General features: G+C 41.8%; 20 protein-coding genes. 11 read left to right on the top strand and 9 right to left on the bottom strand.

What is annotated here, in order from left to right; genetic code table 11:
• Positions 1-3: 3 nt before the first annotated feature.
• The 3 genes from rfbA to W7W_RS0117860 form a co-directional block, all read right to left on the bottom strand.
• The gene (rfbA, locus tag W7W_RS0117875; protein WP_010665030.1) at positions 4-906 is read right to left on the bottom strand and encodes a glucose-1-phosphate thymidylyltransferase RfbA; all 903 of its coding nucleotides are present in this window, start codon (positions 904-906) and stop codon (positions 4-6) included.
• Positions 899-1,852, bottom strand: coding sequence for a UDP-glucuronic acid decarboxylase family protein (locus W7W_RS0117870; protein ID WP_010665029.1), 954 nt, complete (start codon positions 1,850-1,852; stop codon positions 899-901). Before W7W_RS0117870 ends, rfbA begins: the two co-directional genes overlap by 8 nt.
• A gap of 238 nt (positions 1,853-2,090) precedes the next feature.
• Complete coding sequence (locus W7W_RS0117860) at positions 2,091-3,422, bottom strand: UDP-glucose dehydrogenase family protein (protein WP_010665028.1); 1,332 nt, start codon at positions 3,420-3,422, stop codon at positions 2,091-2,093.
• A 565-nt stretch (positions 3,423-3,987) separates the two neighbouring features.
• On the opposite strand from W7W_RS0117860, the gene rpsA reads away from it, so the two are divergent.
• The 3 genes from rpsA to W7W_RS0117845 are packed head-to-tail and all read left to right on the top strand — an operon-like array spanning position 3,988 to position 7,189.
• Entirely contained in the window at positions 3,988-5,886 is a 1,899-nt protein-coding gene (gene rpsA / locus W7W_RS0117855; protein WP_010665027.1) for a 30S ribosomal protein S1, read from the top strand.
• A 26-nt stretch (positions 5,887-5,912) separates the two neighbouring features.
• Positions 5,913-6,269 carry an STAS domain-containing protein gene (locus W7W_RS0117850; RefSeq protein WP_010665026.1) on the top strand — a complete coding sequence of 119 codons (357 nt, stop codon included), beginning with the start codon at positions 5,913-5,915 and terminating at the stop codon, positions 6,267-6,269.
• Between the two features lie 8 nt (positions 6,270-6,277).
• Complete coding sequence (locus W7W_RS0117845; RefSeq protein ID WP_010665025.1) at positions 6,278-7,189, top strand: ribonuclease Z; 912 nt, start codon at positions 6,278-6,280, stop codon at positions 7,187-7,189.
• Positions 7,190-7,352: 163 nt separating this feature from the next.
• Here the strand turns inward: W7W_RS0117845 and W7W_RS0117840 are convergent, their stop codons facing one another.
• Complete coding sequence (locus W7W_RS0117840; RefSeq protein ID WP_010665024.1) at positions 7,353-8,957, bottom strand: alpha-N-arabinofuranosidase; 1,605 nt, start codon at positions 8,955-8,957, stop codon at positions 7,353-7,355.
• A 223-nt stretch (positions 8,958-9,180) separates the two neighbouring features.
• Between W7W_RS0117840 and guaA the strand changes: the two genes are divergently transcribed.
• From guaA to W7W_RS0117805, 7 genes are all read left to right on the top strand, one after another.
• The gene (guaA, locus tag W7W_RS0117835; RefSeq protein WP_010665023.1) at positions 9,181-10,710 is read left to right on the top strand and encodes a glutamine-hydrolyzing GMP synthase; all 1,530 of its coding nucleotides are present in this window, start codon (positions 9,181-9,183) and stop codon (positions 10,708-10,710) included.
• 11 nt (positions 10,711-10,721) lie between these two features.
• Positions 10,722-12,305, top strand: coding sequence for a S41 family peptidase (locus tag W7W_RS0117830; RefSeq protein WP_025007046.1), 1,584 nt, complete (start codon positions 10,722-10,724; stop codon positions 12,303-12,305).
• Complete coding sequence (gene pnuC, locus W7W_RS0117825) at positions 12,295-12,924, top strand: nicotinamide riboside transporter PnuC (RefSeq protein ID WP_010665021.1); 630 nt, start codon at positions 12,295-12,297, stop codon at positions 12,922-12,924. The genes W7W_RS0117830 and pnuC overlap by 11 nt, the downstream gene beginning before the upstream one ends.
• Before the next feature lie 36 nt (positions 12,925-12,960).
• Positions 12,961-13,497 (top strand): AAA family ATPase, encoded by a 537-nt coding sequence (locus tag W7W_RS0117820; protein WP_010665020.1) that lies wholly within the window; start codon positions 12,961-12,963, stop codon positions 13,495-13,497.
• A gap of 430 nt (positions 13,498-13,927) precedes the next feature.
• A complete protein-coding gene (gene epsC / locus W7W_RS0117815) occupies positions 13,928-14,854 on the top strand; it encodes a serine O-acetyltransferase EpsC (protein ID WP_010665019.1) in 927 nt (308 codons plus the stop codon).
• 149 nt (positions 14,855-15,003) lie between these two features.
• Positions 15,004-15,567: a SiaB family protein kinase gene (locus W7W_RS0117810; protein WP_010665018.1), complete on the top strand. Its 564-nt coding sequence runs from the start codon at positions 15,004-15,006 to the stop codon at positions 15,565-15,567.
• Between the two features lie 19 nt (positions 15,568-15,586).
• Positions 15,587-15,967 carry a DUF1987 domain-containing protein gene (locus W7W_RS0117805; protein ID WP_010665017.1) on the top strand — a complete coding sequence of 127 codons (381 nt, stop codon included), beginning with the start codon at positions 15,587-15,589 and terminating at the stop codon, positions 15,965-15,967.
• Between the two features lie 82 nt (positions 15,968-16,049).
• Here the strand turns inward: W7W_RS0117805 and W7W_RS0117800 are convergent, their stop codons facing one another.
• From W7W_RS0117800 to W7W_RS0117790, 3 genes are all read right to left on the bottom strand, one after another.
• Positions 16,050-19,118 (bottom strand): ATP-binding cassette domain-containing protein, encoded by a 3,069-nt coding sequence (locus W7W_RS0117800; protein WP_010665016.1) that lies wholly within the window; start codon positions 19,116-19,118, stop codon positions 16,050-16,052.
• A gap of 180 nt (positions 19,119-19,298) precedes the next feature.
• Positions 19,299-19,733 carry a hypothetical protein gene (locus tag W7W_RS0117795; RefSeq protein ID WP_010665015.1) on the bottom strand — a complete coding sequence of 145 codons (435 nt, stop codon included), beginning with the start codon at positions 19,731-19,733 and terminating at the stop codon, positions 19,299-19,301.
• Positions 19,734-20,237: 504 nt separating this feature from the next.
• A complete protein-coding gene (locus W7W_RS0117790) occupies positions 20,238-22,172 on the bottom strand; it encodes a hypothetical protein (RefSeq protein WP_010665014.1) in 1,935 nt (644 codons plus the stop codon).
• A gap of 482 nt (positions 22,173-22,654) precedes the next feature.
• Between W7W_RS0117790 and clpB the strand changes: the two genes are divergently transcribed.
• The gene (gene clpB / locus W7W_RS0117785) at positions 22,655-25,240 is read left to right on the top strand and encodes an ATP-dependent chaperone ClpB (RefSeq protein ID WP_010665013.1); all 2,586 of its coding nucleotides are present in this window, start codon (positions 22,655-22,657) and stop codon (positions 25,238-25,240) included.
• A gap of 110 nt (positions 25,241-25,350) precedes the next feature.
• Here clpB and W7W_RS0117780 read toward each other — a convergent pair whose 3' ends face one another.
• Both W7W_RS0117780 and W7W_RS0117775 read right to left on the bottom strand, forming a co-directional pair.
• The gene (locus W7W_RS0117780; protein WP_010665012.1) at positions 25,351-25,668 is read right to left on the bottom strand and encodes an STAS domain-containing protein; all 318 of its coding nucleotides are present in this window, start codon (positions 25,666-25,668) and stop codon (positions 25,351-25,353) included.
• A complete protein-coding gene (locus tag W7W_RS0117775; RefSeq protein ID WP_010665011.1) occupies positions 25,665-26,141 on the bottom strand; it encodes an Hpt domain-containing protein in 477 nt (158 codons plus the stop codon). The genes W7W_RS0117780 and W7W_RS0117775 overlap by 4 nt, the downstream gene beginning before the upstream one ends.
• Positions 26,142-26,700: the final 559 nt, after the last annotated feature.

The raw sequence follows: 26,700 nt of genomic DNA, 5'->3' as shown, positions 1-26,700 counted from the left end.
CTATTATAATTGTTTTTGAATGGTTCTCAGATTCTGATTGGCAATCTTAATCAGATACTGTCCGTATTCATTTTTTTTCAGGGGTTCAGCCAGTTTTAGTAATTGCTCGCGGTTGATGTACTCCCTTTTGTAGGCAATTTCCTCGATACAGGCCACTTTCAATCCCTGACGGTTTTCGATGGTGGCAATAAAATTGGAAGCCTGCAGCAAGCTATCGTGTGTTCCGGTGTCCAGCCATGCCATACCGCGTCCGAGAAGTTTTGTCTTAAGCCTGTTTTCTTCAAGATAAAGTTTATTCAGATCGGTGATTTCCAATTCTCCCCGGGCACTGGGTTTTAACTTTTTAGCTTTTTCAACCACATCAGGTGGATAAAAATAGAGTCCTGTAACTGCATAATTTGATTTGGGATGATCCGGTTTTTCCTCAATGCTCAGAACTTTGCCCTGATCATCAAATTCGGCCACTCCATATCGCTCCGGGTCATTGACGTAATATCCGAAAATAAAGGCATTGTCTTCCCGGGGAGATACTTCATTCAGAATCCGGCTGAATTCATAACCGTAGAAAATATTGTCACCCAGAATCAGACTCACGGGAGAATCTCCGATAAAATTCTCTCCTATGATAAATGCCTGGGCAAGTCCGTCGGGCGAAGGTTGTTCTGCATATTCAATTTTTAATCCCCACTGGCTGCCATCGGCAAATAGTCGTTTGTACAATGGAAGATCGTGAGGAGTTGAAATAACCAGTATTTCCCGTATGCCGGAAAGCATTAAAACCGACAGCGGATAATAGATCATGGGCTTGTCGTAAACCGGAATGATCTGTTTTGATATGCTTTGGGTGGCCGGATACAACCTGGTTCCTGAACCTCCTGCCAGAATAATTCCTTTATAATTAGACATGGTGTGGTTTTCTTAGTAAATCATCAAAATATTCAATGGTTTTAGAAAGACCCTCTCTAAGCTGCACCTTTGGCTCCCAGTTGTTGAGTTCTTTTTGTGCCAGAGAGATGTCCGGTTTGCGCTGCGTCGGGTCATCTTCAGGCAAAGCCTCATGAACAATTTTTGATTTTGAACCTGTCAGATCCAGAATTTCGTTGGCCAGCTCAATCATTGAAAACTCGTTGGGATTTCCGATGTTTACAGGACCGTGGAAGTCCTCTCTGGACACCATCATGCGTTGCATGCCTTCGATGAGGTCATCCACATACTGGAAACTGCGGGTCTGGCTGCCATCCCCGAAAATAGTAATGTCTTTCCCTTTAAGAGCCTGTACAATGAAATTGGAGACTACCCGGCCGTCATTGGGGTTCATTCTTGGGCCATAGGTGTTAAATATGCGGATAATCTTGATGTCAACTCCGTTTTGTCTGTGGTAGTTGAGAAAAAGACTTTCGGAACATCGTTTTCCTTCGTCGTAACAGGAACGAACCCCGATGGGGTTTACATTCCCCCAATAATCTTCGGTTTGGGGATGAATGAGGGGATCGCCATAAACTTCACTGGTGGAAGCCTGTAGAACTTTTGCCCTGATTCTTTTGGCCAGCCCAAGCATATTGATGGCGCCCATCACAGATGTTTTGATGGTTTTGATGGGGTTGTACTGGTAGTGAATGGGTGATGCCGGACAAGCCAGATTGTAAATTTCGTCCACCTCTACAAAATAAGGGTGCGTCACATCATGACGCACCATTTCAAAGTAGTGATTATCCATCAGGTGGTGAATGTTTTGTTTGGCACCTGTGAAAAAATTGTCCAGACAAATAACATCATGTCCCTGTTCAATAAGCTTATCGCACAAATGCGACCCGATGAAACCGGCACCTCCGGTGACAAGAATTCTTTTCATAACTTTTATTTAGTTTCAGCAAGAAAACCAAGGCTCTAGTTAGAGTCAGTCCATAAACCAAGCGTTTTTCACGTGTTTGAAATAGAAAGTTCAAATTCAAGGCGTGTGAAAAATCTAAACCGCAGTCCCGAAGTAGCTTTTGTAAGGTTTTTTAAACAAAAAACCAACAAAAAGCACAATCGGGATGAGGATTTAGATTTTGAGCAACAACGCAGAAGTTGGATTTTATAGACAAACACTATTTAATCTCTTTTTGAGACCGGCCAATGCCAAAGTAATCGAATCCGTTTTCATTCATTTCATTCATATCATAGATATTCCGACCGTCGAAAACAACTTTGTGATTCATCAGTTTTGACATAACTTTATAATTAGGTATCCTGAATTCGGGCCACTCAGTCAGGAGCAGAAGAGCATCAGCATCAATCAGAACGTCATAAGGATCCTGCCCGTAGGTAATTGAATTTCCAACCTCTTTTTTTGCTTCATCCATGGCTACCGGATCGTAGGCTTTTATTTTGGCTCCAGCTTCAATCAATTCTTCAATAATAACTTTGGAAGGGGCCTCCCTCATGTCATCAGTATTGGGTTTAAAACTCAGTCCCCACAGGGCAATGGTTTTTCCTTTAACATCGTTGTTGAAGTAGTTTTTTACCTTGGCTGCGATGATTCTTTTTTGGTCTTCGTTGATGTTTTCGACGGCTTCCATTAATCGCAGCGGATAATTGTAGGAATGGGCAGTACGGATAATTGCTTTTACATCTTTGGGGAAACAACTGCCTCCGTATCCAATACCCGGATAAATAAATTTATTTCCGATTCGACTGTCACTTCCAATGCCTTTGCGTACCATATTTACATCAGCTCCTACCAACTCGCACAAGTTGGCGATATCGTTCATGAAACTGATTTTGGTGGCCAGCATTGAGTTGGCTGCATATTTGGTGAGCTCTGCCGATGGGATGTCCATAAAGAGAATAGGGTGGTTGTTGAGCAGGAACGGTTTATAGAGTCTGCGAATGACTTTTTCGGCCTCTTCCGAATCAGTGCCTACCACAATACGGTCTGGCTTCAGGAAATCGTCGATGGCATTTCCTTCTTTCAAAAACTCTGGGTTGGAAGCTACATAAAACGGAATGTCTGAATTACGTTTATCCAATTCTGCTTTTACTGCGGCTCTGACTTTTTCTGAAGTGCCGATGGGCACCGTACTCTTGGTTACCACCACCATGCTCTGCGTAATATGTTTGCCGATTTCTGATGCAACAGCCAGTACATAGCTTAAATCTGCGCTTCCATCTTCACCGGGAGGTGTTCCAACAGCAATAAAGATAACCTCTGCCTGATCCAGACTTTCTTTCAGACTGGTTGAAAAATGCAATCTGCCTTTTTCAACATTGTTTTTTATCATAGTCTCAAGTCCGGGCTCATAAATTGGAACAACTCCTTTTTTGAGGTTATTGATTTTTTTCTCATCAATATCCACACAGGTAACGTTTACGCCTGTATCTGCAAAACAAGTTCCGGTAACCAGGCCTACGTAGCCTGTTCCTACAATAGATATTTTCATAAATTGGTGTTTAAATTATTGCTTCAGTTTTCAAAAATAGAAAAAATATTTCGGTGAAACAGTATGAAACCCTTATTTCTCAAAACTGCCACAACGCGGCATAAATAAAAGAACCGGGCGTTTAATTCAATCTAAATATTTACAACCTAAAACGGTTCAACTGTTGGGGAGTTTTGATTCCTCAAATCTGCCATTAGCAGTTCCTGTTTATCGGGATAAGTGCATCAATAAAATAGCTGCAGGGTAAAAGGTAAAACTTAATGTCAGGAAATATACGAAAATGTCCGAAATTGTGCAGGACTATTTGACGTATGGACTTGTCCTTGACATTGTGCACGGAATCCAATAAATTTCACAATGATTGGTGGAGTAATTTTTGTCAGAGGTTTCATCCTGTAAAAAGGCAGGCTCAAACAAAACTGCAGCAGGGAATAGTGGACTATTTCCAAGTAAGTTAGCAAATAAAATTAAGGGATTGTTCTTGTTTTGTTGGAAAAGTTCCTATTTTTGCACCGATTTTTTATCAATATAATGTCTAACTAATAGATTTTGCGAGGTTTAATTAATGGCAGAATTAGAAAATGAAAACTTACAGGAGCAGAACAATGCTACTCCTGAAGTAAACGAAAAAGTTGAGGACAAGAAGCCTCAGGTTGAAACTGTTGAAACAGCAGATGCTGACTTTGACTGGGACAAGTACGAAAACGGTGATTTGGTTGAAGAAGCCAAAGGTTCTGAAAAAGAAGAACTGGAAAAGCTTTATGACAAAACTTTGTCAACCATTACCGAAAAAGAAGTGATCGAAGGAACCGTTATCGCGATGAATAAGCGCGAGGTTGTTATCAACATTGGTTTCAAATCTGATGGTATTGTTAGTCGCAACGAGTTTCGTTACAATCCCGACCTTAAGGTGGGAGATCAGGTAGAGGTTTATGTGGAAAGCCAGGAAGACAAAAAAGGTCAGCTGGTGCTTTCACACAAAAAGGCCCGTGCCCTCCGTTCCTGGGATCGTGTGAACGAAGCCCTCGAAAAGGATGAGGTAATCAAAGGATACATTAAATGTCGTACCAAAGGAGGTATGATTGTTGATGTATTTGGCATTGAGGCTTTCCTTCCGGGTTCACAAATCGATGTGAAGCCTATCCGTGACTACGATATGTACGTGGGTAAAACCATGGAATTCAAAGTGGTTAAAATTAACCCCGAATTCAAAAACGTTGTTGTTTCACACAAAGCGCTTATCGAAGCCGAGCTGGAACAGCAGAAAAAAGAAATTATCTCCAAACTGGAGAAAGGTCAGGTGCTGGAAGGTACTGTCAAAAACATTACTTCCTATGGTGTATTTATCGACCTGGGTGGTGTTGACGGACTTATCCACATCACAGATCTTTCCTGGGGACGTGTTTCGCATCCCGAAGAAATTGTTCAGCTTGACCAGAAATTGAACGTGGTTATTCTCGACTTTGATGACGAGAAAAAACGTATTGCTCTTGGTCTTAAGCAGCTTACAGCTCATCCGTGGGATTCACTGGATACCGAGCTTAAAGTGGGCGATGTAGTGAAAGGAAAAGTGGTTGTGATGGCCGACTATGGTGCTTTTGTTGAAATAGCTCCAGGTGTTGAAGGTCTTATTCACGTTTCTGAAATGTCATGGTCGCAGCATCTTCGCAGTGCTCAGGACTTCCTGAAAGTTGGCGATGAGGTGGAAGCTCAGATTCTTACACTGGATCGTGAAGAGCGTAAGATGTCTCTGGGTATGAAGCAGCTCAAGCCGGATCCATGGGATAACATCGAAGAGAAGTATCCGGTTGAAAGCAAGCATAAAGCAAAAGTCAGGAATTTTACTAACTTTGGTGTGTTTGTTGAAATCGAAGAGGGTATTGACGGTTTGATTCATATTTCTGACCTGTCATGGACCAAGAAAGTGAAGCATCCTGCTGAATTTACCACTGTTGGTGAAGATATCGAGGTGGTTGTACTTGACATCGACAAAGAAAACCGTCGTTTGAGCCTTGGTCATAAGCAACTTGAAGAGAACCCGTGGGATGTCTTCGAAACCATCTTTACTGTGGATTCAATTCATGAAGGAACCATTGTTGACGTATTTGACAAAGGTGCTGTTATTGCTTTGCCTTATGGTGTTGAAGGTTTTGCCACTCCCCGTCATCTTGTGAAAGAGGATGGTAGCCAGGCCAAAGCAGATGAGAAGTTGCAATTCAAAGTGATTGAGTTTAACAAAGGTGCCAAGCGCATTATTTTGTCTCACTCACGCGTTTTTGAAGATGAAAAACGTTCTGAAGAGCAGACTGCTAAGAAAACTCAGGCCAAAACTGCCAAAAAAGGAGTTAAGAAACTTAAGGACAGTCTGGAAAAAACCACACTGGGGGATATCTCAGAACTTGCTGCTTTGAAAGATCAAATGGAAGCTGACGAGAGTGGTTCTAAAGACAAAAAAGAAGAATAGTCATATTTTTAAGGGGGCGATAATATATGGACTTTAAAATTGATAAAATTGATGATTTCATGGTGGTAAAGGTGTTGAAAGAAAAACTCGACACCAATGTAGCACCAAATCTTAAATCAGAAATTGTTTTACTTTCCGGGAACGGAGAAAAAAACATTCTTCTCGATCTAAGTAAATGTAATTATTGCGATTCATCAGGATTAAGTTCCATATTAGTCGCCAACCGGTTGTGCAAAAATGCTGATGGTGCGTTTGTGATTTGTGGTTTGCAACCTGCCGTGGAACGGCTTATTGCAGTGTCGCAGTTGGACACCGTCCTGAACATCGCTCCGGATATCGATGAGGGTATCCAGATGATGAGACAATCCATCGGTAAAAAATAGGTGTGTTTATGGGAATTTCTGTCACAATTCTTGGCAGTAACTCAGCACTTCCCACATCCGAACGAAATCCAACCGCCCAGGTGCTTAATGCATCGGGGCGGTTTTTTTTGATTGATTGTGGTGAAGGTACGCAGATGCAGTTACGTCGGAACAGAGTGCATTTTGGGAAAATTGACCATGTGTTTATTTCTCATCTTCACGGGGATCATGTTTTTGGATTGCCAGGTTTGATCTCTTCTTTTGGACTCCTGGGGAGGACTAAAGATTTGCATATCCATGGAGTAGTTGATCTGGAGACTGTTCTGCGTCCGGTAATAGACTATTTCAGCAAAGAACTGCCGTTCAATATTGTCTTTCATCGCATCAATCCCCTGGAGAAGGAGTTGATTTATGAAGATGCGGTACTGGGGGTTTCTACCTTTCCTGTGGAGCACCGGATACCTACAGTTGGTTTTCTGTTTAGAGAGAAGCCAAAAGAGCGAAAGATCAATAAGCCGGTGTGCGACTTTTATAATGTTCCTTTACGCGTTTTGCCGAAGTTAAAACAGGGGGCGGATTTTATGAGGGACAACGGGGAGCAAATTCTCAATGAGAAACTTACATTTCCGGCGCCTCCATCGCTGTCTTATGCTTTTTGTACCGATACGCTACCTCTTCAATCAGTGGCGGAGGTAGTTAAAGGGGTTGATATGCTTTATCATGAGGCAACTTTTATGTCGGATCAGGAAGGACTTGCAAAAAAGACTTTCCACAGCACTGCCAGACAGGCAGCAGAAATAGCTCTTGAGGCAGGGGTGAAGAAATTACTGATTGGTCATTTCTCCTCCAGATACCGCGATTTATCTCCTTTGCTGGCCGAAGCCAGAGAGGTATTTCCTGATACTGAAATAGCAGGGGAAGGGGTAACCTTTGATATTTGAATTGATTGGAGGGGGCTCAGGATTTGATAAATCGTTGAAAGGGTTGCTGATTTGTTTTAGTGGCTCATAATCATGTGATTCCCCTGTTTTGTGGCTTGAAGAATAAAAATAACGGGAGTCTCCAATGAAGCAGGCTCCCGTTAATTATTATGGAGGGTGACAATTAAAGTTTTATTTTACCTTTGATTAGTGTCATTGAGTGAGGCGGGAAAGCATAAGTTACGGTTTTCCCTTTTGCTTTAATATTTTCCAGTTTTTTGGTTTCTACATTGGTTTCTCCAAAGTCATTTTTTGCTTTAATATCCGGACCGTTTACTTCATAAATCTCCAATGATCCTGCAAATTCCCCTGTTTGGGCAATCAGATCGGTTGTGATGGCGTTATCTTTGTGCCGGTTTACTACGGCAATGGTTATTTCATCATCCTGATAAGTAGCCGATACATCCAGATAGGGTACATCCGTTTGCTTGGTAGTTGTTTCTCCCAAACCAAGATGGAATTCCTCTGTGTCATAAGTCTCACAATCAACAAACAAGTCAAGAGAGGTTCCGTACATATTGTTGGCAAACAAAGCCAGCGGATAATAGATGGTTTGCTTGAACATATCGTCTTTGCTGGTAAAAATGGGGCCAATTACATTGACCAACTGTGCCATATTTGCCATTTTTACAACATCTGCATTTCTGATAAAAGCATTGAGCATCCCTGATATCACCAGGGCATCTTCCAGGTTGTAATGTTCTTCCAGGGCACGGTCTCCCACCATATTGGCTCCGGAGCGGGCCCGATACCATACGTTGTATTCATCCCAGGCAATGTAAATAGGATCTTCGGTATGGTCGCGTCGCAGTGTTCTTTGCATTACTTCATTGATCATCCCTTTCACTATTTTGGTACGCTCCTCAATGACCAGGGGTGTGGACATGAAATTGTAATAGTTGTCATCAGGGTTACCTACATAAATATGCAATGCAATGTAATCGATGTAATCCTTTAATTCTTCCAGAATGGTTCTGTTCCATTCATCCGGATTGGCATCGGGTCTATAGTTGGATGAACCGGCAGCAATAAGCTTTATGTCGGGGGAGGTGAGGCGCATGAGTTTTCCGGCTTCACGTGCTTTTTTAGAGTAATCAATGGCATTCAGATGACCCATTTGCCAGTAGCCGTCCATTTCGTTTCCAAGACTCCAGTACTTAATGTTGTGAGGCTCCGGATAACCGTGTTTCTTTCTGAGTTCTGCATAGTAGGGACCTTCTTTAACATTGGTATATTCCACCCATTGTTGTGCTTCTTTAATCGTTCCGGTCCCCAAATTTACTGCAAAATAGGGTTCTGTTCCCAGTTCTTTTGCGTAAGTCATAAATTCGTTGGTTCCAACTTCATTGGTTTCCAATCGTTGCCAGGCCAATTCCAGCCGTTTGGGACGGTCAGAACCCACTCCGTCTTTCCAGTTATAGTTCGATACAAAGTTACCTCCGGGGTAGCGAAGTAGCGGTATGTTTAGGCCTTTTGCGGCTTCCATTACATCTTTTCGAAAACCATTTTCATCAGCAAGGGGACTGTCGGGGTCATAGATTCCTCCATATACACATCGCCCCAGATGCTCCACAAAGTTTCCGTAAATGTTTTTGTTTACCTCTCCAATGGTGCGTTCCACGTCGATCTTTATTCGTGCATTCTGTGCACTTTGTGTCATTCCGGGGGGAAGTGAGGCAAATGTCAGAATGGCAATCAGGATGGTTTTTAGCAGATAACTTTCTTTCATAGTGATGTTGTTTTTTTGTGATAAATGATTTTTAACAAATTTAAGTTTCCTTTTACCGGCTGTGGAGGACAAACAGGTATTAGAGGTAGATGAATGTTTTGGCAATGGCTTTTTATGTGATTTGTTGGAATCTGACAGGTAGGTCGCACTTAAAAAGAACTGAAAATACAGACATTCTCCTTATATTTGCATTGATTTTTTAATCCCATAACACTCAATCTTCATGCAGGAAAAAATTCTTATCCTGGACTTTGGCTCTCAATATACGCAGTTGATTGCCCGACGTGTCCGTGAACTCAATGTTTATTGTGAAATACATCCGTTTAACAACTTTCCGGAGCTGGATGATGCCGTAAAAGGTGTAATTCTTTCCGGAAGTCCCTCCAGTGTGAGGGGGCAGAATGCTCCTGTACCTGATTTGAGTAAAATCAAAGGCAAATTACCTTTATTGGGGGTATGTTACGGAGCGCAGTTTATGGCACAGAATTACGGGGGCCTGGTAGAGGCTTCCGATACCAGGGAATATGGTCGTGCTAACCTGAAATTTATTGACTCTGAGAATGAGTTGTTCAGGGAAATTGAAATAGGCTCTCAGGTTTGGATGTCACATGGAGATACCATTATGAAACTCCCTGAGAACTTTAAGATTGTGGCAAGTACCGGAGATGTTGAGGTCGCTGGCTATAAAGTTGAAAATGAGAAAACCTTTGGCATTCAGTTTCATCCCGAAGTATATCATACAACTCAGGGCCTTCAGATATTAAGCAACTTTGTGGTTGATGTATGCCGCTGCAGTCAGGACTGGACTCCCGCTTCTTTTGTGGAGGAGACCGTGGAGGCATTGAAAGAACAACTTGGAAACGACCGGGTTGTTTTAGGTTTGTCGGGGGGCGTGGACAGTTCGGTAGCCGCTATGTTGCTGCACAAAGCCATTGGAAAAAACCTCACTTGCATCTTTGTTGACAACGGCCTCTTGCGAAAGTATGAATATGAGAATGTGCTTGATTCCTACAAACACATGGGATTAAATGTGGTGGGTGTTGATGCAAAGGATCTTTTCTTAGGCGAATTGAATGGTGTTTCTGAACCTGAAGAGAAACGGAAAATAATTGGCCGCGTATTTATTGAGGTTTTTGATGTAGAAGCCAAAAAAATAACCGGGGTGAAATGGCTTGCCCAGGGTACCATTTATCCTGATGTGATTGAATCGGTATCGGTCAATGGTCCCTCAGCAACCATTAAATCTCATCATAATGTGGGCGGATTGCCCGAAAAGATGAATCTGAAAGTTGTTGAACCTCTTAAGCTTCTCTTTAAGGATGAGGTACGAAGAGTCGGGCATGAGTTGAAAATTTCGCCTACCATTCTGGGGCGTCATCCGTTCCCCGGACCGGGTCTGGCCATTCGTATTCTGGGTGAGATTACCCCCGAAAAGGTATCTCTTCTTCAGGATGTGGATTACATTTTTATTGAAGGGCTTCGTTCGCATGATTTGTACAATCAGGTATGGCAGGCCGGTGCTATGTTATTACCTGTTCAGTCGGTGGGCGTAATGGGCGATGAAAGAACTTACGAAAGTGTGGTTGCACTCAGGGCCGTGGCTTCTACTGATGGGATGACTGCAGATTGGGTGCACCTGCCTTATGAATTTCTGGGGCGCATTTCCAATGAAATAATAAACCGTGTCAAGGGAGTAAACAGGGTGGTTTACGATATTAGTTCAAAACCACCTGCGACCATTGAATGGGAATAAAAATATTTTTTATGCGATTTTATTTCTTGTTTGCTGCATTATTGCTGATGCTTTCTCCGGTAAGTGCTCAGCTGGATGATCCGGAGCTTGATAAACTAAGGCTTTCGTGGCAGTTGATATCTACTTTTTATGTGGACAGTGTGGATACTCATGAAATGGCCGAAGAAGCCATTGTTGCCATGCTGGAGAAGCTGGATCCACACTCGGTGTACATTCCTGCCGAAGAAGTGGAAGCCATGAATGAGCCTCTGGATGGTAATTTTGAGGGCATAGGCATCGAGTTTATGATTCTGAAGGATACCCTGACGGTGGTGGCAACCATTCCCGGTGGTCCCTCGGAGAAAGTTGGCCTTATGGCCGGTGACAGAATCACAGAGATTGACGGACAAAATGTAGCAGGCATTGGATTGGCCAATAGTGATGTTTTTGACCTTCTTCGTGGCCCCAAAGGATCTGAGGTTAGGGTTAAAGTATTCAGGAATGGTCAGGTTCTGAGTTTTATTATAGAAAGAGATAAAATACCCATCTTTAGTCTGGAGGCAGCTTACAAAATGTCCGGGGAAACCGGTTACATTAAAATATCCCGTTTTGCCCAGAGTACACACCGGGAATTTGTAAAAGCGCTTAAGGAGTTGAAAGAGATGGGGATTGATAACCTGGTGTTGGACTTGAGAGGCAACGGCGGTGGATATCTTAAGGCAGCTCTGGACATTGCCGACGAGTTTATTGGCGGAGAGAGTTTGTTGCTTTATACCGATGGTATGGCCATTCCCCGGTCGGAATATCATTCTCATTCAGGAGAACTTTGGGAAAAAGGAAACCTGGTGGTGCTCATTGATGAAGGTTCTGCTTCTGCCAGCGAAATCGTTGCAGGTGCTGTCCAGGACTGGGATCGGGGCGTGGTAATGGGGCGTCGAAGCTTTGGTAAAGGGCTTGTTCAACGTCCGTTTTCGTTGCCTGATGGTGCCGAAATCCGGCTAACGATTGCCAAATATTATACGCCATCAGGGCGAAGCATTCAAAAATCCTATGATGAAGGTTTGGATGAGTACCATGCCGAAATATATGAAAGGTTTCAGCATGGAGAAATGATGCATTCCGACAGCATAGATATGCCTGATAGTTTGACTTATCGTACTTTGAAATCGGAGCGTATGGTGTTTGGTGGAGGAGGCATTATGCCTGATATTTTTATACCTATGGACACCGCTTACTACACACCCTATTACCGGGATCTGGTAGCATCAGGATCTGTTAATCGCCTGGTGATGGATAAGCTTGATGACCACCGGGAGGAATGGTTGAATGAATTTGGTTCTTTCGAAGATTTTAAAGATAATTTTAAAGTTCCGGGTGAATTTATTGAACAGCTTGCTCAAAGGGCAGAGGTTGCCGGTATTGAACCTGATGAACAGCAGCTGGACACTTCGTTGGTCTGGCTTAATTTGCAGATAAAGGCGCTTATTGCACGTAATTTATGGAGTACCAGTGAATATTATCAAACACTGAATCCGGCGTTGCCTTTTTTCGATACTGTCTTGGAGGTCATTGAAGATCAGGCGGCCTATAAAAAGGTACTTGAGAATGATAATTGACTGGTTGATTGCTCATTGGATTGAATTGCTGGGAACAATCTTTGCGTTGTTGTATCTTTATCTTTCTGTACGTGAGAATATCTGGCTATGGGTGACAGGTTTTGTCAGTTCCTTTTTCTACTTAGTGTTGTTCCTGGATGAGCGGCTTTATGCAGATATGTCTCTTCAGGTTTACTACCTTGTGATAAGTGTTTACGGATGGCTGGCCTGGAAAACCGGGCGAAAAGAAAGTGGAAAACCCAAAATGCCTGTCTCCGGGGTTAATAAATCATTGGCCTTAAAATTACTTATTACAGGAGTTTTGATATACGGTGTGGTTGTGATTGCATTGCTAAAGTTGCCTGAACAAATGGGCATTCCCACTTCAGATCTGCCTTATTGGGATGCATTTACCACCACCGGAGGAATTGTTGCAACCTGGATGCTTGCCCGTAAAAAAATAGAGCATTGGTTGGTTTGGGTGGTTGTGGATCTGGTAAGTACCGGGATGTATCTTTACAAGGGATTAACCGTGACTGTTGTTTTGTACATTGTTTATACCCTGGTTGCTGTTGTTGGCTATCGTGAGTGGAAACAGCAGATGATGGTGCGTGACCGGGAGATACAACGGCGAGGGTAGGAAGTTAAACCCGGATACTGAATAAAGTGAAAAGCTATGACTGCCATTGTTATTACAGGACCCGAATCTACAGGAAAGTCAGCTTTGACTAAAGAATTGGCTGAACATTTTCAGGGGCATGCCGTTGAAGAATATGCAAGACAACATGTAGAAAATACCGGAGGTTCCTATTCTTTTGCAGATGTTGAGAAAATTGCACATTACCAGGTGCTTGAATATCATAAGATGGATTCAGTGGTAAAGGCAGAGGAATTCGTTTTTTTTGATACCTTTCTGATAATTACAAAGGTGTGGTTTCAGGAAGTTTTTTCTTGTTGTCCTGTCTGGATTGATAAAGCGATAAAAGAGTTAAAGCCTGACCTGGCTCTTTTGTGTATTCCGGATTTGCCATGGGAGGATGATGGAATCAGGGAAAATCCGGACAGCCGGGAATATTTGTTTGACTGTTATCTGAAGGAACTGGAATACTACCAAATTTCTTTTTCTCTGGTGGAGGGGAGTGGTGTTCACAGATTGAACAGTGCCTTGAACGGTCTTTCAGCAAGAGGGTTTTCTGTTCATCCGATTCCTTAATGCAGAAAGGTGTTATTTGAGAGATTTTTAAATAGAAGTTAGGTGAGAATGAAGGTGTTCTTTTGTTCTCTAAAATTGATAATTAACTTATTGTAGAATTTAAACGAATGAAGCTTTCATGATTTTTGAATTATGAAAATCAAAAATAAAGAGATAATCTCAAAATCATGGGATGTTTAATCTTACCAATCAGTTAAATAAAATTTAAGCGAATGAAACGAGCATGGCAACGATTGCCCCAAAAGAATATGTATAAATCCTTGCATGCGAGTTCCATCCGTTCTCAAATTTTTTAATTGGTTTTTTGTCAGTTAATTACAAAATTTCAAACGAATGAAACGTGCATGGCAAGGGATGCCACAAAAGACAATGTATAAATTCCTTTCATGCGAGTTCCATCAGACCAATAACTTAGATAAATTATATACTGATGAATTATCTGGAATATCCCAAAAGACTTAAAGCAACCATTGAACAGTTGTCGCGTGAGGAATCATACCAATCGGTTTGTCACCGGCACTATCCCGATCAGCCAATGCCTTCTTCCAGAGTATTGGGTGAGATTGTTGATCTACTGCGTGAGATAGTTTTTCCGGGGTATTACGGTGATTCACCAACTCGTCCTGCCAGTATCAGCTATTATATCGGGGTGAATGTGGAGAAACTTTACGATTTGCTTCGGCAGCAGATTTATGCAGGTTTATGTTTCGATTGTCACCATACCAACAGAGAAGACTTGCTGCACCGCAAAGACCGGGCGGCAAAGATTACACTCCAGTTTATTGAAAAGTTGCCGCAGATCCGTCATCTGCTGGCCACTGACGTGGAAGCAGCCTATGTAGGCGACCCTGCTGCACAAAGTAGCGCAGAAGTAATCTTTTGTTATCCGGCCATTCGGGCCATTACCAATTACCGAATCGCTCATGAATTATTACAACTTAAAGTTCCGCTGATTCCGAGAATTGTTTCCGAAATGGCACATTCCGAAACGGGAATCGATATTCATCCCAGGGCCAGCATTGGTCACCATTTTACTATAGATCACGGAACCGGTGTGGTTATCGGTGCTACCTGTATTATCGGTAACCACGTGAAAATTTATCAGGGAGTGACCCTGGGGGCAAAGAGTTTTCCTCTTGATGAAGATGGTAATCCAATTAAAGGTATTGATCGTCACCCGATTGTGGAAGACAATGTGATTATTTATGCTCAGGCGACCATTCTTGGACGTGTTACCGTAGGGGCCAACTCTGTAATTGGAGGTAATGTCTGGCTGACAACTTCAGTTCCTCCCGAGAGTAAAATTATTCAGGAAAAGTATCGTCATTCCGGTTTTATGGGGGGCGATGGAATCTGATTTATCATGTAAATGCTTTCTTTTGCCATATTCTGAGCTTTATTTACCAAAAAAAAGAATATTTGTGTTTTAGTTTGTTCAGAAATCGTTAAACTTCGGAACTTAAAAGTTCAAAAAAATATATAAATTTTTATCTTTGTAAAGAACTAATGCAAGATATTAAAATGGGTTTCAATCTTGAGGAATGGTACGCTCACAAGTTGCAGGGCGATGTGATTTTTAAATATACAGGAAGTATTTCTCCGGAGATGATTACCCATGCTCTTGATGCTGTAGAAAACAGCCCTTTGCTCACGAAAGAAAGACTGCAGACCCGAAAAAAAGTCTATAATGTTTTTGTAGAATGTATGCAGAATCTTTATCATCATGTTGATGCCCCTCCGGCTGGACTTTCAGCAGGTGGATCTCCTAACTTTGGCATCGCGTGTCTTGTTCATGATGGTTCATTTTTCCGGGTTACCACCGGGAATTTTATTCTGAGATCAAAAGTCAATTTTATAAAAGATCGCATAGAACAGCTTAATTCTCTCTCAGATGAAGAGGTGAGAATGCTTTATCGCGATATTTTGGGCAATGAAGCTCTCTCCGAAAAAGGCGGAGGAGGCTTGGGAATGCTTGATATTGTTAGAAAAACAGGTAATAAACTGGAATATTTTTTGTATCCTTACGACGGAGAACATATTTTCTTTTCTTTGGACGTGTACATAAGTTAATAAAGATATAATTGCCATTATGGAAACAATTATCCGTGAAGATACACCCAAAACTCCCTACGTTAAGCTTGACGGGGAGAAAGGTGTGGTTGAGATCAAGGGCCGGTCAATTCCCGAGAATTCAGTAGAGTTTTATAAACCGCTGATCGATTGGATTGATGAGTATGGTGATGATCCCAAAGATAATACGATTATCAATATTCAATTGGAATACTTCAATACCAGTTCTTCAAAGTGTATTCTTGATATTTTTAAGAAACTGGAATTGTTGTTTAAAAAGGGTTTTAAAGTTCAGGTAAACTGGTACTACGAAGAGGACGATGAAGATATGTTTGAGGCAGGAGAGGATTACCAGTCCATTATTAATCTTCCCTTTAAAATGATTGAAATGGAGGAGTAAATCCGAAAACGGATACTCTTTTCTTTTTTTAAATTATATAGCCGGATGCTCCGGCTGAATATAGGTAATCCCGCTTAAGGGGTTACCTATTGTTTTTCCGGGGTAATGCTTTCTTACTTCCGGAGATTAGTTTTTTCAGGAACTGGCTGTAGAGAAAAATGAAAAGCAGCAAATTCATTGTCCACATCACAAAAAGATTAATCCAAAGTGTAGGGATCTTATAGCTTCCGATGTTTTTATAGGGGGCAAGAAAGTGAGCTTTAACGAAAGGATGATTTGGGTCCTTATAAATAGCGTCAAATTTTTGAACAAATGAATTGTTATGCCGGATGATCCGCTTGGAAAAGAAATCATCTGTCCCTCTTACAAATCGCTCAAGTCCTTGATTGTGGTGCTGATTTCTTAAAGAGGTCAGGTAATGATTACCTTCATTCGGATGCTGTTGTATCAGTTTTCGCCGCTGTTCTTCATGTCTTTTGTCTGCCTCATTGTATAACCCCACATAAAACCGTTGAACGTCTGATGTAAATTTATTTGCTTCGTTCAGGAAACTGTCGATGGAGACATCTTCCTTAAAAACAGGTGGAATAATGTTTTTTTCAACCGGCAGTTCTGCTGCCGCTTTTTTACTTTCACTCTCCAATAAGATCCGGATGTCACTTGTTTGTTCCTCTTCTATACTGTTTTTTAAGCGGGTCAGTTCATTCCGAAAAGCCGGAACCCAGTAATCTTTATAGTAATTGGCTTTACTTTTTAGCTTATCGAAAACAAAGAATTCCTTTTGATAATTGTTATGGGTAAACTGATGAACCGCCATTGCTTCAAAAGCCCAGCGTGCGGTTATTGTTTCGCCGTACCAGGGTATTTCGGATACGGACGAGAAATGCGGATTTAAGCGGTCATAGGATACAAAAACACCGCTCAGAATAAGTTGGGGGATTATAAGGAAAGGAATCAAAATATAGATGTTAACTGTCTTTTTAAGACTGTCTGATATGATTAACCCCAATAGGTTGGCAAATATGGCCGAGGTAAACAATACAAGCCAGAATGGCCAAAACATATTTTGTATTTCCAGAATCGTGTTTCCGATAAAGGTAAATATGGCTGTTTGGATGGCCGATAAAATGGCCAGTAGAAAAACTTTTGAGAATAAGTAGCTTAGACGGCTGAGGTTGAGGAAGGCTTCCCGCTTAAGTATTTTTTTATCACTTATAATTTCTTCGGCACTGACCGTTAATCCAACGAATATGGAGATGATTACCGAAATGATAAGGAAGGTAACCAGGTTTGGATTGTTGTAAAGCAGATATCCGGGTTCCTGTTGGGCTTCGGGTTGAAAGTAATAAAGCAAACTTGCCAGAATAAATGCTAAAACAGGCATTTCCAGCAGATTGATTAAAATGTATTGAGCATTTGCCAGTTTGGATTTTAAATCGCGGATGAAAAAAATGCCAAGCTGTCCCAGCCGGCCGGGTATTTTGAAATTTATTTCAGGCAGTGGCAATCTTTTTTCTTTACGCTCCCGGCTTGACGGGTATTGTTTCTTGAAGAGCTGAAACCATTCAAGGGGTGAGGTTTTTCGCGCCGGGGTGGGGGTTCCGTATTCATCCAGTACACTGGAGTTGATAATGCTCAGAATCTGTTCGGGATTTACATTTCCACATACGGGGCATTCGCTTTCATCCCTATTGGCATGGTTGATACACGATTTAAAGTAGTTGATGGCCCCCACGGGATCACCGTTGTAGATCAGGTATCCTCCGGTGTCCAGCACCAGAAGCTGGTTAAACATTTTGTATATCTCGGAAGATGGTTGATGAATGACCACAAAAATCAGTTTTCCCTTAACCGCCAGATCCTTGAGCAAATCCATGATGTTTTCAGAATCTCTTGACGACAGGCCGGAGGTTGGTTCATCCAGAAAAAGAACTGAGGGTTCGCGTATCAGTTCAAGGGCGATATTTAGGCGTTTTCTCTGCCCTCCACTGATTTTTTTGTTCAGGGGAGAGCCCACTTTCATATTCCTGATTTCATAGAGGCCAAGTGAGCTGAGCAATTGAATGACTTTCTCTGTTATCTCTTCCTCACTAAGATGGTCAAAACAGAGTCTGGCATTATAATACAGATTCTGATATACAGACAAATCTTCAATTAGCAGGTCGTCCTGTGCTACGTAACCAATCAGTCCGTTTACTTTTTCCGGGAAAAGGTGAAGGTCTATTCCATTCATTAGAATTTCTCCTGATGATGGAAGATAGATCCCGGTAAGAACATTGATGAGCGTGCTCTTTCCTGCTCCTGAATCCCCCATAATGCCAACAAGCTGTCCTGAGTGGCTTGCAAAACTCAGAGGGTGAAGACCGGCATTTCTTTTGGTGTCGAAGCTGAAAGAGATGTCTCTTACGTCAAAAACAATGGGAGATTCGTTGGCCTTAAAATTAAAATGGGTGGCAATGTCACTGAAGGTTACCGGAGTACCATGTTTGTAACGGATTGAGCCTCCCGGTCTCAAAAAGTGGATGTGGTGGGGAAGGAGCACCTGTCCGTTGATGGTAAGTTCGGTGCTTTCACTGGTTTTGAGAAGACATAGAGATACGGAACTTACATAAAGAACAAAAATCTCAGTATTTAAAAATTCCCGATAAATGTATTTTTCTTCGCGCCGTCTTCTTTTTTCTCCCCCGATAATCAGGTGATTGTCTTCGGGCTCTTTTTCGGTACTTACAATGAAATGATGGATGGACAGAAATTCTTCCCTGTAAATATTAAAGGTTTCGGCAACCGTTTCGGCAAACTCGAATTCCACCTCCGACATCGCTTTCTTTCCTGAGTCGAGAAATTCAAGCAACTGAATGATTACGATGATTTTTTGGTAATGCGTGAGTTCTTCATTGATGGCCGTGGCAATGCGAAGAACTTTTACTGAACTTGCGGCATAAAGTTTAGGAATCCGGGTTTTTTCTTTTGTTTTTTCCCGGTAGGTCCTTCTGTGATTATCAAAAAGATGGAGGTATTCCTCAATGAGTTGTTGATTGAGTTGTAAAGAGAGATAATTTTGCACAACTTTTCTTCCCGAAGTGGCATCCTGTTCCGGAGCTGCCACTAAAGCAAAAAGTTGCATCAATGCTTTTAAAATACCTTCACTCATGGTATTTAATCATATTCTCCAATGCATGAATGAGCGGATTTCGAAAAGTCCGGTTACGCCTTTTTTTTTTGAGGAGTCATTTTGTTGATTCCTCATTATCAGATAATAACTCCGGGCGAAAAACGGTTCGCTTTGAATTTGGCAAAGTTTTTACTTTTCGGAATAAACTCATGAATAGATTTATTGAGCATTCTTAAAGCCGATGAGCACAAGAGCCAATCCTGAATCTCCGCTGCCTGGCATCAGACCTGCTTCAATAATGCACTCCATATTCCCTTCCATTTTAAAATCCCATGAAGAAGAGAAGTTTTGATGTGTGCTGGAAAACAAAATGTTATTGTTTGTATCATAAACCGAGAACCATATTCTTTTATCTGTCGGGGAACAGGTGGCGATCCGGTATATGTTCCCTTCGAATAAAGTGGTTCGGAATTCAGCAACTTCTGATCCTGTCAGAAGTGCCTTCATGGGTTGGCTGTTGTGAACAAACCCGTTCTGAATCTGCAGTAAACAGTCGGCGTATATTTTTTCTGTTGGCTGAGAATTTGTTCCGGATGTAAACAATACCGAAAAAAATAATACCAGAAAAAATGTTATTGTTCTATTTGATTTCATGAATAAAAGCTTAGATAATATTATAGCCCTCAAATGTCTTTACCCAAAGTTATTTAAAAATTCAGATAAATAACGGTTTTAGCCAAAAATAATTTTTTGTGGTGTTAATTAAGAATTGAGTTTTAGCATGATTTATTGACTTCGTCGATCTTCGATTCAGAAGTTTTCGTTATGAGATGTTTAAACACCAAAAAAAATAGGCAACCGCAGAGAAAATTGATGAAGGAAATAGTGAACTATTTTCAAGTCAATTTCATTGAGGACTGCCGAATTTTGCAGGTAGTTGAACATTGTAACAGATAATTTATGAAACGAAGTTCGATACAGTCAATAATCCAGATTAGTCTGTCAGAAAGTGCAGTTGAGTTATTTTATACGGAAAATAAATACCAGGGGTTACATTGGTGTGAAAATACATCTAAGTTATTGGTCTGATGGAACTCGCATGCAAGATTTTATACATTCTCTTTCGAGGCAATCCTTGCCATGCTCGTTTCATTCGTTTTAATAGAAAACCGGATTGCCCGGTTGTTCCGGAACAAAATCCCTGAAGTTTTTCACGGATTCTCCACTGGTTCTGAAGCTGAATGGAAGTTCCCCTTCCGGAACCCTTGGCATGATCGAGAGTCTTATTTGCAGAGTGTTGAACACCAGATTGTCGTTTCGGATTCTTAACCCACCGCCAAAACTAAAATAAGGGGTGTGACTGAAGAGTCCATGGTCTTCGTTTTCCCGAAGAAAGGCTGTGTCGAAAAAAGTAAAGAACGCAAACTTGAACCCCAGGGGTTCCATGGGAGTAAAAAATACTTGTTCTGTTTTCAATACGGCTTTCTCCAATCCCCTTATGGTGTTTCTGTATTCAAATCTGTGCAGTCCGTTAACGTCTTCGTCAATGGATAAATATTCGCCTTGTTTTCGGTGCAGGCCTGTGACATACTGCAATTCCAGGAAGCTTCTCATTTTGCTCTGACCAACATTTATTAGTGGGGTAATGTATTCGCCCGAGAGTTTTAGATACCCTTGTTCGGGGTTCCCTTTTTGGAAAAAAGAACCAATATCTCCGCTTAGATAGAGGTAACCTTTGGAAGGAATCAATGCCCGACCGGAACTGTAATGCAGTGCCAGAAAATGCCTGGCGGTATCTGTGGCTTCATGATAACCATAAGATAAGCCTGCAAGCATTCCGTGCGGAACATCTTCGGTGCGGCCGAACGAATATATCAGATTGTTTTTGTAGTAACCCCGACGCGAAAATGCCAGCCCTCCATAATAGAATTTCCCACCTGAAAACAGAGGAGAGGCAGGTGGAGTGTCAAACAATTCTATGTCCAGGTGACGCCCCAGAATATAGATGTTCGATCGAAGTGGTGAATCCGGATTATTCAGCAGGAAAGAGCGTCCTATGTAAAAGTTTTTGCGAAGATAGTCTAACGGTGGTTCCCATTCCATGGCTGGATATTCAAATATTTTAGGACTAATGAATGACCTGTTTATGGATATTTCTCCGGCATATTTGATTTCCGGAAGAACAAAATCTTTTTTCAGGATCCCACTGATCATTTCCAGATTCTCGATGTGGGAATAATCGATTTCAAAATCCAGGTATTCTCCAAATATATTTTCGGCACCAAAAGTTTCCCGGAATCCCCAGGTGGATATGTCGATGGTAGGGGTAACCAGGGTGTGGGACAATGAAAAACCGCGACCGAAAAGATTTTTGTTGATCAGCGTAAAAGAGGGGTTTTGGTCTGTAAGTCCCAGTGAAATTGCATGTGGGTATCTGTCTTGTACATAAATACTCACATTTACCGATTCTGGGTTTTCGGGATGTGGCCATATAATTATTCTCACATCATTGATGAAGGAAAAAGAACGTAACAGACGCTCACTATCTGTGATGTCGGTGGTTGAAACACTCTGTCCCTCACTGAATGTAATGGTTTTTAAAATAACTCCTGATGCGGTTTCGAATCTCAGTTTATTGCCTAAGCGTGCAATCCAGGAATCGGCAACTGAAACAGTGTCTTCCACCGAGCCGCCAAAAGGCTGAATGTGCCTGACATCGATATGACTAATTGTTTTGCCCTTGTAGTCGATGAATTCTTTTTGTGCAGAACCACTGCTCGATTCGGATTCCTCAATGCTGCTTTTTACCAACCATTCATGGAGTTTCCGGCTGAAAATGTTTCTGTTCGAATAATTTTTCAGGATGTCCTCAATGGTTTTTCCTTGCAACGGTGTTTCCCGTGTATTGGGCTGTACAAATTGTATAGTGGTGTCGTTTCTAATGATGGTGAGGGTGTCTGGTGTTTGTGAATGAATGTTGGTGGTCGAAAACAATAGGATGAAGAGGGAAAATTCGAAGAAAAATAAATTTCTGAAATCCCGTTTAAAATGTTGTATTTTAGTAAGAATATATGGTTTGAATGTTGTTGTCATTGGTCTCAGCTTTGAGAAACAGCCTCGTTTTTGCTTTTACTAAAATAGGAATTTTTTAATCATTTCAATTTGTGTTTTTGACCAGAGATAAATTCCGTGGCTGAAAAAATGGCACGCAAAAGGCGCTTTTTGCGTCAAATTGACGTATTGCCGCTTGTGGCAGGATGCTTGAAAGCGCTTAAGCAGAAGATTTATTTATGAATCGATGATCAACGAAGTCAATAAATCAGTCCTCCTAGAAGCGGGGCTTTTCCTTTAAGGGAAAACATAATGTCGCATTGAAAAGGTGAAGGTTTGTTTTAAAAGGCGGAAGGTCTTTAAGAAATAGCCTGGTACAACGCCCCAGGAGAATTGTAATAAAGAGAGGAGGTGGGGGATAACTCTAAACTCTCAGGCTTCCAGTCTGTTTACGCCTTAACCTGTTTTAGGTATGAGGTAGGGTTAAGAGTACATTCTGTTTTTGAATAATAAAACCAAAAGATATGAATCTGAATCAATTTACTATAAAAGCACAGGAGGCCATACAACAGGCCTTTCAAATTGCCGGTGGTTATCAGCATCAGGCAATAGAAAACGGGCATCTGCTTAAGGGAGTGCTTGAAGTTGAAGAAAATATTACCCGATTTCTGTTTAATAAAATGGGGGTTGGGCAACTTGTGCCTGTTTTGGATAAGATGATAGAATCTTACCCCAAAGTGAGCGGTGGCGATCCTTATTTAAGTCGGGAAGCCAATGAAAGTCTGCAAAAAGCGGTTGCTTTTTCAAAGGAGATGGGTGACCAGTTTGCCAGTATTGAACACCTGTTACTGGGGATTCTCAAAAGCGGGGATCAGGTTTCCAAAATGATGAAAGATGCCGGAGTGACTGAAAAAGGACTGAAGCAGGCAATTGAAGAGTTGCGTAAAGGCAGCAAAGTGGATAGTCAGTCGGCTGAAGATGCCTTTAATGCTCTGGGACGCTTTGCCATTGACCTCAACGAGCAGGCCAGGAGTGGTAAGCTGGATCCCGTAATTGGGCGCGATGATGAGATTCGTCGTATACTTCAGATACTATCGCGAAGAACCAAAAACAATCCCATTTTGATTGGGGAACCGGGTGTGGGAAAAACGGCCATTGCAGAAGGTCTGGCTCATCGCATTATCAATGGAGATGTGCCTGAAAACCTGAAGAGTAAAAGGATATTTTCGCTCGATATGGGGGCCTTGGTTGCAGGTGCCAAATATAAAGGTGAATTTGAAGAGCGGCTCAAAGCTGTTGTCAAAGAGGTGGTTGGCAGTGACGGGGAAATTGTGCTGTTTATCGATGAAATTCATACTCTGGTGGGTGCCGGAAAAAGTGAAGGTGCCATGGACGCTGCAAACATTCTGAAACCGGCTCTGGCAAGAGGTGAGTTGAGAGCTATTGGCGCAACTACATTGGGAGAATATCAGAAATACTTTGAGAAAGACAAAGCGCTGGAACGTCGTTTCCAGATTGTGATGGTGGATGAGCCGGATCTGGCTTCTGCCATATCCATTTTGCGCGGGCTGAAAGAACGGTATGAGACTCATCATAAGGTGAGAATTAAGGATGAAGCCATCATTTCTGCTGCAGAATTGTCTAAACGATATATTTCCGATCGGTTTTTGCCCGATAAGGCCATTGACCTGATTGATGAAGCTGCTTCCAAGTTGCGTCTTGAGATGAATTCAGTTCCGGAAGAAATCGATGAAATTGAACGAAGAATTAAGCAGTTGGAAATTGAACGTGAGGCCATCAGGCGAGAAGGCGACACGAAGAAAGTCAATGAATTGAGTGAGGAGATCTCCAATCTGAAGGAAGAACGCAACGGTTTACGAGCCAGATGGGAAGAGGAAAAAGGCATCATTGAACAAATTCAGAAAAACAAGGAGGCCATAGAGCAGTATAAGTTTGAAGCCGATCGTGCCGAGCGCGAAGGTCTTTATGAAAAAGTGGCTGAATTGCGTTATGGAAGAATCAAGGAGGCCAATGAAACCATTGAAAAGTTGCAGCGTCAGTTGGCCGAGCGTCAATCGCAGAATGCCATGATTAAAGAGGAGGTAGATGCCGAGGATGTGGCTCAGATTGTGAGCAGGTGGACAGGGATTCCTGTTACCCGAATGCTTCAGAGTGAGCGCCAGAAGTTACTTAAGCTCGAAGATCAATTGCACAAGCGGGTGATTGGTCAGGACGAGGCGATTGCGGCCGTTGCTGATGCTGTCAGACGAAGCCGGGCCGGGCTGCAGGATGTACGTCGTCCTATTGGTTCGTTTATCTTTCTGGGGACTACCGGGGTCGGTAAGACTGAGTTGGCCCGGGCACTTGCCGAATTTCTATTTGATGATGAGGATCTGATGACCCGTATTGATATGTCTGAATATCAGGAGCGACATTCTGTTTCCAGGCTTATCGGAGCTCCCCCCGGATATGTGGGGTACGACGAAGGTGGCCAGTTAACCGAAGCCGTCAGGCGGAAACCATATTCGGTGGTTTTACTTGATGAAATAGAGAAAGCACATCCGGATGTGTTTAACATCCTGCTGCAAGTGCTGGATGACGGAAGATTGACAGACAATAAAGGCCGTCATGCCGATTTTAAGAATACCATCATTATTATGACTTCCAACGTGGGCTCACATCTGATTCAAAAGAATTTTGAAGATGCTGGAGCTTCCGGATTTTCGGGAGAGGTTGTGGAGAAAACACGCCAGGAAGTGATGACGCTATTGAAACAAACCATTCGACCGGAGTTTCTGAACAGAATCGACGATATCATAACTTTCTCGCCATTGTCTAAAGAGGAGATACGTGAAATAGTCAAGCTTCAGTTTGAACAGATTGCCAGACTTCTGAAGACACAGGATGTATCTATTGAGATGAGTGAGGAGGCCATTGATTATCTGGCCGGGGTGGGATATGATCCACTGTTTGGTGCCCGACCCATAAAACGGGCCCTACAGAGGTTTGTACTTAATGATTTGTCTAAAAAGTTACTGGCGGATGAGGTTGATAAAGAGCAGCCAATTCGCGTTGACTTTAAAGATGGTGGTTTGACTTTTGCCAATTAATCGGTACATGAAAAACTATGAGTCCATCGGAGATTTGATCCGGTGGACTTTTTTTATAACCGGGAATTTGTGTAAAATGATTGGCCGGGAATGATGGTTTTTAGCAACCGCTATTTGAAATCAAACACCTTATCGAGTTTCATCAGAGCCAGCAAATCCATTACTTCTTTATTTACATCTGTAAGGTAAAACTCGCCGTTGTGCTGCCTTGCAGTTTTTAGAGCCGAGATGAGAACACCAATGCCCGTGCTGTCAATAAATTTAATGTTTTGGAGACTTAGGGTAAAGCAAATTTCTGAATCATCAAAATTTTTATTGAGTTGCTCCTTAACCCCGGTGGCGATGGTCGCATTTAACCGATCTGTATCCACAAGTGTTCCTGTGATTTTATTGTTCTCCCGGGTTACTTTGAGAAGTGTATCCATCATTCCTTTATTTCAGATTTAAGTTCTTTTCCTGCTTTATTTATGGTGATTTTGAATCTTTCAATGAGTTCGGCCACTTTTTCAGGGGTGGTGTTTTCATTTATCCATTTTTGCCGTTCTTCATCGTACCCTTTGAGATTCTTTTCCAGTTTTTCAGACTCTTTTACTTCTTTTTCGGTAGCGTCAGACTTCTTTTTAACTTCCTGAACAAAGATCTCTTTTGCAATTAGCTCCAGGTTTTTTAAATCAACATTGCCCAACTCTTCCATTCCCATTGATAATACCGATGATTTTGCTTTGTGGGCTATGGCTGCTACATTCCTCCAGTCTTTTTCTTCAAAACTTTTATCTAATCCTTCTGTAAACTCCGGAATCTGATCCAGGAAAATGGTAATTAATTCATTTATTATGCCTTCATCATCCCCTGCAATACTTTGTAAATAGGACAAGTTTACGAATTCATGTTTGTTGGACATATCTAGTTGTTTTCATATTTTTGAATGGTACAAATCTAATAAAAATGATGTCATCAGCGAAATGCAACAGAAGATTACGATTTTGTAACCCTTCAGTTTTATTTTTTTCAACCTGCTTTATTGACTTTGTTATATTCGAGTCATGAATTATTGGTGAATAAATCAGGTAAAATCATGTTCATTTTATCATTAACGTAAATTTACAAATAATTGTCATTCTTTTAAACACTTTTTTTCGTTTAAATTTGTGCTAGTGTGAAGTTAAGCATCGTCTGACGGGCCAAGCCTTGCTCTTTCTACCTTGTGCTTCTCAAGAAAAAGTCTCACGTAGCTGCGGCTATGCTTACTTTTTTGTTGATTTGCACAAGGTGAAAAATAGCTGCGGCTTACCCGAGATTCTACACTTTACATGACACTAGCCTACCTTATACATAAGGCAGGTAAGATGTAAACAGGCTGAAAGCCTGAGGGCAATAGCCCCGGGCAACGCCCTGGGTTTTGAGGTATTCCTCATGCCCCCTCTCATTATTGGTCGTGACCAATAATGAGAGGGGGGGGG

It is taken from the genome of Marinilabilia salmonicolor JCM 21150 (genome assembly GCF_000259075.1).
Taxonomy (GTDB): Bacteria; Bacteroidota; Bacteroidia; order Bacteroidales; family Marinilabiliaceae; genus Marinilabilia; species Marinilabilia salmonicolor.
The sequence above is the reverse complement of the archived record's forward strand: the minus strand, read 5'-3'. Positions and strand labels throughout refer to the sequence as shown.